We start from the raw sequence: 11,583 nt of genomic DNA on the forward strand, positions 1-11,583 counted from the left end.
CTCCCACGGGCAGAAGGTTCAGTCCGCGGGCAGCAACATGGCCAGCACCGACAGCGCCGTTGGGTCCAGCTGGGCCTGACACCTTCTCTCGACGCCGGGGCCGCGCACCGATCTGGTGTGCGGCCCCGGTTTTCGTATGCGGGTAGCCCAATCCACCCGTGCTGCAACGGCACTGGATGGACTCGGTGATCCGGCCGCCGAGGAATCCGGAATCGGCAAGCGCCGCAACCCGATCCGGCGCGGCGCGGAGCCGGGTTCGCACCGCATCGGGGCGGGAGAATGGCTTCACACCGTGGCCGAGGAGGGTTTGCCACATTTGAGAACTCTATGAACTCCGTGACAATCCTGTATGTGCCTTGCCACAATGTAGGAACATGACCGTGATGTCGGAATACTCCAGTTCGCAGCGCCCACGCCAAGCCATCCTGGGCCAGCTGCCCAGGATTTCCCGCGCCGACGGATCCCCCATCAGGGTTTTGCTGGTCGACGACGAGCCGGCGCTGACCAACCTGGTGAAGATGGCGCTGCACTACGAGGGCTGGGTGGTCGACATCGCCCACAACGGGCGCGAGGCCATGGCCAAGTTCGACCGGGTCAGCCCCGACGTCCTCGTCCTCGACATCATGCTTCCCGATGTCGACGGGTTGCGGATCCTGGAACGCGTCCGCCAGTCCGACGCCTACACCCCCACCCTCTTCCTCACCGCGCGGGACTCGGTGATGGACCGGGTCACCGGTCTGACCGCGGGCGCCGACGACTACATGACCAAGCCGTTCAGCCTCGAGGAACTGGTCGCCCGGCTGCGCGGGCTGCTTCGCCGGTCCGGCCAGCAACCCACGCCGACCGCCGAAACCCTCAAGGTCGGCGACCTCAAGGTCGACAGCGCCAGCCGGGAGGTCACCCGCGCCGGCGACAAGATATCGCTGTCCTCCACCGAGTTCGAACTGCTGCGTTTCCTCATGCGCAATCCCCGCCGCGCGCTGAGCCGCACCGAGATCCTGGACCGCGTCTGGAATTACGACTTCGCCGGGCGCACCAGCATCGTCGATCTCTACATCTCCTACCTGCGAAAAAAGATCGACTCCGGGCGCGAACCGATGATTCATACCGTCCGCGGGGTGGGGTACATGCTGCGGCCGGCGGAATGACCCGAGACCGGGGCACCGCCTCCGGGGCCTATTCCCGGTGGTTTCCCCACTCGCTGCGCCGCCAGTTGTTGCTCGGTGTGCTGGCCGTGGTCAGCGTGGTGCTGGTGACGGTCGGCATCGTCTCGGTGCTGAGCCTGCGCGGCTATGTCAACATCATGAGCGATGCCGACGTCGCCGAGTCCCTGGACGCGTTCAGCCATCAGTACACGAAATACCAGAACGGCGAACACGTTTCGTCGCATCCCGGCACCCCGCCGATTGCCCAGGCGATGCTGGAGTTCACCGGGCAGACGCCGGGCAACCTCATCGCCGTGCTGCACAACGGCACCGTGATCGGGTCGGCGGTGTTCTCCGAAGACGAACCGAGGCCCGCGCCGCCCGACGTCGTCCAAGATCTGCAAGCGCAATCGTGGGGCGATGGACCGCCGCGCACCGAGATCCTCGGCCGGCTCGGGCCGCATCGCGTCGACAGCACCGTCGTCGGGTCCGACGTCCTCGTCGTCGGGGTGTCGCAGAACCTCGCCGACCGCATCATCGCGCGCAAACAACTCACTACCACGGTGCTCACCGCGACCGCGTTGGTGATCACCGCCGGGCTCACCGTGTGGGTGGTGGGCTACACGCTGCGCCCGCTGCGCCGGCTGGCAGCGATCGCCGCCGATGTCGCCGCCATGCCGCTCACCGGCGACGACCACCGGATCAGCGTCCGCGTCCCCCCGCAGGACACCAACCCGCAAAACGAGGTCGGGATCGTCGGGCACACGTTGAATCGCTTGTTGGACAACGTCGATAGCGCGCTGGCGCACCGGGTCGAGTCCGATCTGCGGATGCGCCAGTTCATCACCGACGCCAGCCACGAATTGCGCACACCGCTGGCCGCCATTCAGGGCTATGCCGAACTCACCCGCCAGGACAGTTCGGCGCTGCCGCCCACCACGGAATACGCGTTGGCCCGCATCGAGTCCGAGGCACGGCGGATGGCCTTGCTCGTCGACGAATTGCTCCTGCTGTCCCGGCTGGGCGAAGGCCAAGACCTGCAATCCGAAGACGTCGACCTGGCCGAGGTGGTCAGCAATGCGGTCAACGACGCGCGGGTCGCCGCGTTGACGCACCACTGGGTCAAGGAACTGCCCGACGAGCCGGTGTGGGTGCGCGGCGATCACGCCCGGTTGCATCAGCTGGTCAGCAACCTGCTCAGCAACGCCCGCGTACACACCCCGCCCGGGGTGACGGTGACTACCGGAATCACCTGTCGCCGTGACGATCCCGCACCGTATGCGGAAATAACCGTCACCGACGACGGCCCGGGCATCGACGAGGACCTGCTGCCCAGGTTGTTCGAGCGGTTCGTCCGGGCCGACAAGTCGAGATCCAACGGCTCGGGCAACGGTTTGGGCCTGGCCATCGTCAGTTCGATCGTCAAGGCCCATCATGGTTCGGTCACGGCCGAATCCACCGAGGGCTGCACGGTTTTCCGGGTCCGGCTGCCGTTGGTGGACGATCCGGCCCATCCTGCGTCGAGCCGGTAATTCAGCCGGCCCTACTCGCCCTTTGTCTGCGCATCTACCGGGTCGGCGGGCCGTAAAGAAAACGTAAAGAGCCGCTGCGGCGCTGTTAGGAAAGCGTCAACCCAAAGCCCGTTGCCCGCGTGCCCCAATTAGTTTCGAGCTGGCTTGGCCGGCGCGCGGTGGCTGGCTCGTCGAGGTCTTTTCGTATGCAGGCACGGGACGGAGAAATGATGGGCGCGGTGGTGTATGTCGTGCTGACTGTGGCGGTGTTCGCCGCACTCGGCGTGGCCCAGAAGTTGGTCGAGCGGCTGTGAACTACCAAAACGCGGTCGGCCTGGTGCTTTCGATCCTCATCGCGCTCTACCTCGGAGGCGCGCTGCTGTTCCCGGAGCGGTTCTAAGTGAACACGACAACGGCCGGGGTCCTGTTCTTCGTCGTACTCGTGGCGGCGGTGGTGGTGGTGCATGTGCCCTTCGGCGACTACATGTTTCGCGTGTACACGTCGGAAAAAGACCTCCACGTCGAACGGGCGATCTACCGAGTGATCGGCGTCGACGCCCGCTCCGAGCAGACGTGGGGCGCCTACGCGCGCAGCGTGTTGGCGTTCTCGTCGGTCAGCATCCTGTTCCTGTTCGGATTCCAGCTCGTGCAGGACAAGTTGCCGCTGCATCTACACGATCCGGCCACGAAGATGACGCCCTCGCTGGCGTGGAACACCGCGGTCAGCTTCGTCAGCAACACCAACTGGCAGGCCTACTCCGGTGAAACCACCCAGGGCCACCTGGTGCAGATGGCCGGCCTGGCGGTGCAGAACTTCGTGTCGGCCGCCGTCGGGATGGCGGTGGCCGTCGCGCTGGTGCGCGGGTTCGCCCGCAGACGCACCGGCGAGCTGGGCAACTTTTGGGTGGACCTGGTCCGCGGAACGCTGCGCATCCTGCTGCCCATCGCCGTCCTCAGCGCGATTCTGCTGGTGGCCGGCGGGGCGATCCAGAACTTCCACCTGCACGACCAGGTGGTCACCACCCTCAACGGCACCCAGCAGACCATCACCGGCGGGCCGGTGGCCAGCCAGGAGGTCATCAAGGAGCTCGGCACCAACGGCGGCGGCTTCTACAACGCGAACTCCGCGCACCCGTTCGAGAACCCGACGGTGTGGACCAACTGGCTGGAAATCTTCCTGATCCTGGTGATCGGCTTCTCGCTGCCGCGCACCTTCGGGCGCATGGTGGGAAACACCAAGCAGGGCTTCGCGATTGCGGCCGTGATGGCGACGCTCTACACCACCAGCACGGCGTTCATGCTGTGGTTCCAGGCGCAACACCACGGCACGGTGCCGACGTCGATCGGCGCGGCGATGGAGGGGGTCGAGCAGCGCTTCGGCGTCACCGATTCCGGGGTGTTCGCCGCCGCGACCACGCTGACCTCCACCGGCGCCGTCGACTCCACCCACGACTCGCTGACCAGCCTCGGCGGCATGATCGCGATGTTCAACATGCAGCTGGGCGAGGTCGCCCCCGGCGGCACCGGGTCGGGCCTGTACGGCATCCTCATGCTGGCGGTGATCACCGTCTTCGTGGCCGGGCTGATGGTCGGGCGCACGCCGGAGTACCTCGGCAAGAAGATCAACCCGCGCGAAATCAAGCTCGCCGCAAGCTATTTCCTGGTCACCCCGTTGATCGTGCTGACCGGCACCGCGATCGCGATGGCGCTGCCCGGCGAACGGGCCGGCATGCTCAACGGCGGGCCGCACGGGCTCTCCGAGGTCCTCTACGCGTTCACCTCGGCGGCCAACAACAACGGGTCGGCCTTCGCGGGCCTGAGCGCCAACACCGACTGGTACAACACGGCGCTCGGCCTGGCCATGGCGTTCGGCCGGTTTCTGCCCATCGTGCTCGTTCTGGCGTTGGCGGGGTCGCTGGCCAGGCAGGGCAGCACACCGGATTCCGCGGGGACCCTGCCCACCCACCGACCCCAATTCGTGGGCATGGTTGCCGGCGTCACGTTGATTGTCGTTGCCCTGACGTTCCTGCCCATGCTCGCGCTCGGGCCTCTCGCCGAAGGAATCCACTGATGACCGCGACCGCGATCCACCCCGCCGAGCAGCAGACCCAGCCGGCGGCGGCCACTGGCAGGAAACGGGTGCAGGGCGGGCTGCTCGACCCCAAGATGCTGTGGACGTCCACCCCGGATGCGCTGCGCAAGCTCGACCCGCGCACCCTGTGGCGCAACCCGGTGATGCTGATCGTCGAAATCGGCGCCGCCTGGAGCACCGCGCTGGCGATCATCGACCCGACGTGGTTCGCCTGGCTGACCGTGATCTGGCTGTGGCTCACGGTGTTGTTCGCCAATCTCGCCGAAGCGGTGGCCGAAGGCCGCGGCAAGGCCCAGGCCGAGACGCTGCGCCGAGCCAAGACCCAGACCTTGGCCCGCCGCCTCAAGGACTGGGCGCCCGGCGCGGCCGCGGTCGAGGAAGCGGTCGCCGCGCCGCAATTGCAGCAGGGCGACGTCGTGGTGGTCGAGGCGGGGCAGGTGATCCCCGGGGACGGCGACGTGGTGGAAGGCATTGCGTCGGTGGACGAATCGGCCATCACCGGCGAATCGGCCCCGGTGATCCGCGAGTCCGGCGGCGACCGGTCGGCGGTCACCGGCGGCACCACCGTGCTCAGCGACCGCATCGTCGTGCGGATCACCCAGAAGCCCGGGGAGAGCTTCATCGACCGGATGATCGCGCTCGTCGAGGGCGCCAATCGGCAGAAGACCCCGAACGAGATCGCGCTGAACATCCTGCTGGCTGCGCTGACGATCATCTTCGTCTTCGCCGTGGCGACCCTGCAGCCGTTGGCGATCTACGCCAAGGCGAACAACCCGGGCGTCCCGGACGGCCAGGCGCTGGGCGCAAGCGGCGTCACCGGAATCGTGATGGTGTCGTTGCTGGTGTGCCTGATCCCGACGACGATCGGTGCGCTGCTGTCGGCCATCGGCATCGCCGGCATGGACCGGCTGGTGCAGCGCAACGTGCTCGCCATGTCCGGGCGGGCGGTGGAGGCCGCCGGCGACGTCAACACCCTGCTGCTGGACAAGACGGGCACCATCACACTGGGCAACCGGCAGGCCGCGGCCTTCATCCCGCTCGACGGTGTCTCTGCCGAGCAGCTGGCCGACGCTGCGCAGCTGTCCAGCCTGGCCGACGAAACACCCGAGGGCCGTTCGGTTGTCGTGTTCGCCAAGCAGCACTTCGGGCTGCGTGCGCGCACACCGGGTGAGCTGTCCCAGGCCCAATGGGTGACGTTCTCGGCCACCACCCGGATGTCGGGCGTCGACCTCGAGGATCACCTGTTGCGCAAGGGCGCAGCGAGCTCGGTCGCGGAATGGGTACGCGCCCAAGGGGGCAAGGTCCCCCCACAGCTTGGTCAGGTCGTCGACGGCATCTCCGCCGGGGGCGGCACACCGCTGGTCGTCGGGGAAAGTCGAGGCGGCGAGGCGAGAGTGCTCGGGGTCATCCACCTCAAGGACGTCGTCAAGCAGGGCATGCGCGAGCGGTTCGACGAGATGCGCAAGATGGGCATCCGGACGGTGATGATCACCGGCGATAACCCGTTGACGGCCAAGGCAATCGCCGACGAAGCGGGTGTGGACGACTTCCTGGCCGAGGCCACGCCCGAGGACAAGCTCGACCTGATCAAGCGCGAGCAGGAGGGCGGCAAGCTGGTCGCGATGACGGGCGACGGCACCAACGACGCACCCGCGCTGGCTCAAGCCGACGTGGGGGTGGCGATGAACACCGGCACGTCGGCCGCCAAAGAGGCCGGCAACATGGTGGACCTGGACTCCGATCCCACCAAACTCATCGAGATCGTCGAGATCGGCAAGCAGCTGCTGATCACCCGGGGCGCGCTGACCACCTTCTCGATCGCCAACGACATCGCGAAGTACTTTGCGATCATCCCGGCGATGTTCGTCGCACTGTTTCCCGGCCTGGATCTGCTGAACGTGATGCGGCTGCACAGCCCGCAATCGGCCATCCTGTCCGCGGTCATCTTCAACGCGATCATCATCGTGCTGCTGATCCCACTGTCGCTGCGGGGCGTGCGGTACACGCCGAGCAGCGCGTCAAAGTTGTTGAGCCGCAACCTCTATGTCTATGGTCTCGGCGGCATCGTCGCCCCGTTCATCGGAATCAAGGCGATCGACCTGATCGTCCAATTCATCCCAGGGATGTCCTGACATGACGTTCTCGAATTTCGTCCGCCTGCACTGGGCGGCACTGCGCACGCTGCTGGTGCTGACCGCGATCACCGGCCTGGCCTATCCCCTGTTCATCTGGGTCATCGCGCAGTTTCCCGGGCTGCGCGACCAGGCCGAAGGGTCGATTCTGACCGCCAACGGAAAGCCGGTGGGCAGCAGACTGATCGGCCAATCGTTCACCGACTCCAGCGGCAACGCGCTGCCGCAGTACTTCCAGAGTCGTCCGTCGGCCGCCGGCGCCGGGTATGACCCGACGTCGTCGGGCGGCAGCAACCTGGGCCCGGAAAGCATCGTCGACACGCCCGCCGACCCGGCGCAACTGGCGGCCGGAAAGTCGGCGTCGGACGCGGGCTTCAAACCGAGCCTGTTGACGACGGTGTGCGCGCGCAGCGCCGCGGTCGGCAAGCTGGAGGGGGTCGACGGGTCGCGACCGTTCTGCACGGGCGGCGGCGTGGGTGCGGTGCTGTCGGTGATCGGCCCGCGGGACGCGCGCGGCAACGTCATCCGCCCGACCCGGGTGGTCAGCGTCAACGAGCCGTGCGGATCGACAGCCGCCCCGTTCCTCACCGTCTACCAGGGTGTGCGCGTCGAATGCGCCAAGTACGGCGACGACTATTCGATCGGCCAGATCGTGCCGATCCGCGGCGCCGCCCCGGCCGTCCCGGCGGTACCGGCCGATGCGGTGACCGCCAGCGGCAGCGGCCTGGACCCGAACATCTCACCCGCCTACGCCGAGATGCAGGTGGCGCGGGTGGCCAAAGTCCGCCACGTCAGCCCAGATCAGATCCGTGCAGTGGTCGCGCAGAACCGCAGTGGGCGCGGACTCGGGTTCTTCGGTGAACCGTGCGTCAATGTGCTGCAACTTAATCTGCAACTCGACCACCGGTATCCGGTCACGAGTTAGCGGCGAGGGGGGATGATGGTTGACGTGAGTGACGTCGGCCTCCGCGACCACCATCCCAAGCGCGGGGAGCTACGCATCTACCTCGGTGCGGCTCCGGGCGTGGGTAAGACGTACGCGATGCTGGGCGAAGCGCATCGGCGGCTGGAACGCGGCACCGATCTGGTGGCGGGCGTGGTGGAGACCCACGGGCGCTCGAAAACCGCTGAGCTGCTTGAGGGCATCGAGGTGATCCCGCCGCGCTATGTCGAATATCGCGGCGGCAGCTTCCCCGAACTCGACGTGCCGGCCGTGTTGGCGCGACACCCCCAGGTCGTGCTGGTCGACGAGCTCGCGCACACCAATACGCCGGGCAGCAAGAACCCCAAGCGGTGGCAGGACGTCGAGGAACTGCTCGACGCCGGCATCACCGTGATCTCCACCGTCAACGTCCAGCACCTGGAAAGCCTCAACGACGTCGTCGCGCAGATCACCGGCATCGAGCAGAAGGAGACCATACCGGACTTCATCGTGCGCCAGGCCTCCCAGGTTGAGCTCATCGACATCACGCCGGAGGCGTTGCGGCGCAGGCTGTCTCACGGCAACGTCTACGCGCCCGATCGCATCGATGCCGCGCTGTCGAATTACTTTCGCCGTGGAAACCTCACCGCGCTAAGGGAATTGGCGCTGCTGTGGCTGGCCGACCAGGTCGACACCGCGCTGGCCAAATACCGGGCCGAGAACAAGATCACCGACATGTGGGAGGCCCGCGAACGGGTCGTCGTCGCGGTCACCGGTGGTCCCGAGTCCGAAACGCTGGTACGACGGGCATCCCGGATCGCCTCGAAGTCGACCGCCGAGCTGATGGTGGTGCACGTCATCCGCGGCGACGGGCTGGCCGGGCTGTCGGAGTCGCGGATGGCCAAGATCCGGGAACTGGCCAGCAGCCTGGACGCGTCCATGCACACCGTGGTCGGCGACGAGGTGCCCACAGCACTACTCGAATTCGCCCGCGAGATGAACGCCACACAGCTGGTGATCGGCACCTCGCGGCGATCGCGCTGGGCCCGGCTGTTCGAGGAGGGCATCGGCCCGCGGATCGTCGAGCTGTCGGGAAAGATCGACGTGCACCTGGTCACCCACGAGGAATCCAAGCGCGGCTTCCGCGCGTCCTCGCTGGCGCCCCGCGAGCGCCGGGTGGCGTCGTGGCTGGCGGCCCTGATCGTACCGTCGGTCATCTGCGCGATCACGGTGACGACGCTGGACCCGTATCTGGACACCGGCGGCGAGAGCGCCCTGTTCTTCGTCGGCGTGCTGCTGGTCGGGCTGTTGGGAGGCATTGCGCCCGCGGTGCTTTCAGCCGTGCTGTCCGGGCTGCTGCTGAATTATTTCCTGATCGCCCCGCGGCACAGCTTCACCATCGCCGAACCCAACAGTGCCATCACCGAATTGGTGCTGCTGCTCATCGCGGTCGCCGTCGCGGTGCTGGTCGACTTCGCCGCCAAACGCACCCGGGAAGCACGGCGCGCCTCGCAGGAGGCCGAGCTGCTGACCCTGTTCGCCGGTTCGGTGCTGCGCGGCGCCGATCTGGAAACGCTGCTCGAGCGAGTCCGTGAGACCTACGCCCAGCGAACCGTCAGCATGTTGCGCGAGCCCGACGACCAAGCGCGCGCTCGCGGCAGGAAGAGTGAGGTGGTGGCGTGTGTGGGCCGCGATCCCTGTGTGACAATCGATTCCGCCGACACCGCGATCGAGGTCGGTGACGACGAGTTCTGGATGCTGCTGGCCGGCAGGAAGCTTTCCGCGCGCGACCGGCGGGTGCTCGGCGCGGTGGCCAGGCAGGCCGCGGGTTTGATCAGGCAACGCGAGCTCGCCGAGGAAGCCAGCCGCACCGAGGCGATCGTGCGGGCCGACGAACTGCGCCGTTCCCTGCTGTCGGCGGTCAGCCACGACCTGCGGACACCCCTGGCGGCGGCCAAGGTCGCGGTCTCGAGCCTGCGCGCCGAAGACGTCGCCTTCTCCCCCACCGACACCGCCGAATTGCTGGCCACCATCGAGGAGTCGATCGACCAGCTGACCGCGCTGGTCGGAAACCTGCTTGACTCATCGCGTTTGGCCGCCGGGGTGATCCACCCGGACCTGCGCGTCGTGTATTTGGAGGAGACCGTGCAGCGGGCCCTGGTCAGCATCGGGGCTGGCGCCACCGGTTTCTTCCGGTCCGCGATCGACCGGGTCAAGGTCGACGTCGCCGATGCGATGGTGATGGCCGATGCGGGGCTGCTGGAACGGGTGCTGGCCAATCTGATCGACAACGCGCTGCGCTATGCGCCCAACTGTGTGGTGCGGGTCAACGCCGGACGGGTGGGCGATCGCGTCCTGATCAACGTCATCGACGAAGGCCCCGGAATCCCGCACGGGGCCGAGGAGCAGATCTTCGCAGCGTTTCAGCGGCTCGGAGATCACGACAACACCACCGGCGTGGGCCTGGGGATGTCGGTGGCGCGGGGCTTCGTCGAAGCGATGGGCGGGACGATTACGGCCACCGACACCCCGGGAGGCGGGCTGACGGTGATCGTGGATTTGGCTGCGCCGCAACAGATGGGCGCACTGTGACTCGCGTTCTGGTGATCGACGACGAGCCGCAGATCCTGCGCGCGCTGCGCATCAACCTGTCCGTGCGGGGTTATGAGGTGATCACCGCGTCCAGCGGCGCCGGCGCATTGCGGGCCGCCGCCGAACACAAGCCCGACGTGGTGATCCTCGACCTCGGCCTGCCCGACATCTCCGGGATCGACGTGCTGGCCGGTCTGCGCGGCTGGCTCACCGCGCCGGTCATCGTGTTGTCGGCGCGCACCGATTCGTCGGACAAGGTCGAGGCGCTGGACGCCGGGGCCGATGACTACGTCACGAAACCCTTTGGCATGGACGAGTTCCTGGCGCGGCTGCGCGCGGCGGTCCGGCGCAACACCGCGGCCTCCGAACTCGAACAACCGGTCATCGAGACCGAATCGTTCACCGTCGACCTGGCCGCCAAGAAGGTCACCAAGCACGGCAGCGAGGTTCACCTCACCCCAACCGAGTGGGGGATGCTCGAAGTCCTCGTCCGCAACCGCGGCAAGTTGGTCGGCCGCGAGGAGCTTCTCAAGGAGGTGTGGGGTCCGGCGTATGCCACCGAAACCCATTACCTGCGCGTGTATCTCGCGCAGCTGCGCCGCAAACTCGAGGATGACCCCTCGCATCCCAAGCACCTGCTGACCGAGTCCGGCATGGGGTATCGATTCGAGGTGTGAGCGCGTGGCGCCTGTCCCGCGGCCGGCTGGGCCCCTGAATCACACCAGCCACTCGGGCCTCCGCGCGGGTAGCTCAGTTAATTGCCCGCCTTTCCGCGACAACTCGGCCGCCGCCTCGCGTAACGCCAACACGCGCTGATGGATCCGATGTTCGGTGCCGCGCGGCATGTACCCGGGCCCATACCGGCCCCGCCCGAGGCGCCGCACCCGGCCACGTCCGACCTCCCAGCGCAGCGCATCCGAGATCGCCTTCGATGGGCGGCCCCGAACGTAAAACCCATGCCAGTCAAGCGCTTCGGTCAGCTCGGTGATGGTGGCCGGTCCATGTACCGCCAGCTGCATCGCCAGCACGTAGCGCAGCTCGATCCCTTTGAGTGAATAGCCCATCCCCGGACGGTCGCACACGGGTACGACACCGACCGAGTTGTCGCTACGAGGCGGGCAAAAGACATGTCCACTGTTGTAGAGGCCGGTGTGGCGGATGTGACCTACCCGGCGATGGACAACACGAT

Annotated in this window: 10 protein-coding genes and 1 pseudogene; 10 read left to right on the forward strand and 1 reads right to left on the reverse strand. The window is 67.1% G+C overall.

Going from position 1 to position 11,583, the window contains the following annotated elements; all coding sequences use genetic code 11:
* The 10 genes and pseudogenes from A5646_RS24025 to A5646_RS24070 all read left to right on the forward strand — a co-directional run.
* Window positions 1–79, forward strand: a pseudogene (locus A5646_RS24025) (type VII secretion protein EsxI); the annotation flags it as partial.
* 295 nt (window positions 80–374) lie between these two features.
* The gene (locus A5646_RS24030; protein WP_066871728.1) at window positions 375–1,148 is read left to right on the forward strand and encodes a response regulator transcription factor; all 774 of its coding nucleotides are present in this window, start codon (window positions 375–377) and stop codon (window positions 1,146–1,148) included.
* A complete protein-coding gene (locus A5646_RS24035; protein WP_067024709.1) occupies window positions 1,145–2,677 on the forward strand; it encodes a cell wall metabolism sensor histidine kinase WalK in 1,533 nt (510 codons plus the stop codon). The genes A5646_RS24030 and A5646_RS24035 overlap by 4 nt, the downstream gene beginning before the upstream one ends.
* Before the next feature lie 209 nt (window positions 2,678–2,886).
* Window positions 2,887–2,970, forward strand: coding sequence for a potassium ABC transporter ATPase (locus tag A5646_RS24040; protein WP_112631949.1), 84 nt, complete (start codon window positions 2,887–2,889; stop codon window positions 2,968–2,970).
* The gene (locus A5646_RS24045) at window positions 2,967–3,056 is read left to right on the forward strand and encodes a potassium-transporting ATPase subunit F (RefSeq protein ID WP_066871739.1); all 90 of its coding nucleotides are present in this window, start codon (window positions 2,967–2,969) and stop codon (window positions 3,054–3,056) included. The genes A5646_RS24040 and A5646_RS24045 overlap by 4 nt, the downstream gene beginning before the upstream one ends.
* The gene (gene kdpA / locus A5646_RS24050) at window positions 3,057–4,727 is read left to right on the forward strand and encodes a potassium-transporting ATPase subunit KdpA (RefSeq protein ID WP_067024712.1); all 1,671 of its coding nucleotides are present in this window, start codon (window positions 3,057–3,059) and stop codon (window positions 4,725–4,727) included.
* Window positions 4,727–6,880: a potassium-transporting ATPase subunit KdpB gene (kdpB, locus tag A5646_RS24055; protein WP_067024715.1), complete on the forward strand. Its 2,154-nt coding sequence runs from the start codon at window positions 4,727–4,729 to the stop codon at window positions 6,878–6,880. Before kdpA ends, kdpB begins: the two co-directional genes overlap by 1 nt.
* A 1-nt stretch (window position 6,881) precedes the next feature.
* Window positions 6,882–7,805, forward strand: a complete 924-nt coding sequence (locus tag A5646_RS24060) for a potassium-transporting ATPase subunit C (protein WP_067024718.1) — start codon at window positions 6,882–6,884, stop codon at window positions 7,803–7,805.
* A gap of 12 nt (window positions 7,806–7,817) precedes the next feature.
* Entirely contained in the window at window positions 7,818–10,394 is a 2,577-nt protein-coding gene (locus A5646_RS24065) for a sensor histidine kinase KdpD (RefSeq protein WP_067024720.1), read from the forward strand.
* Window positions 10,391–11,071 carry a response regulator gene (locus A5646_RS24070; RefSeq protein WP_066880461.1) on the forward strand — a complete coding sequence of 227 codons (681 nt, stop codon included), beginning with the start codon at window positions 10,391–10,393 and terminating at the stop codon, window positions 11,069–11,071. Before A5646_RS24065 ends, A5646_RS24070 begins: the two co-directional genes overlap by 4 nt.
* A gap of 39 nt (window positions 11,072–11,110) precedes the next feature.
* Here the strand turns inward: A5646_RS24070 and A5646_RS24075 are convergent, their stop codons facing one another.
* Window positions 11,111–11,458, reverse strand: coding sequence for a hypothetical protein (locus A5646_RS24075; RefSeq protein WP_066880462.1), 348 nt, complete (start codon window positions 11,456–11,458; stop codon window positions 11,111–11,113).
* Window positions 11,459–11,583: the final 125 nt, after the last annotated feature.

Origin of the sequence: Mycobacterium sp. 1245499.0 (genome assembly GCF_001673615.1) — a bacterium.
GTDB classification, from domain to species: domain Bacteria; phylum Actinomycetota; class Actinomycetes; order Mycobacteriales; family Mycobacteriaceae; genus Mycobacterium; species Mycobacterium europaeum_A.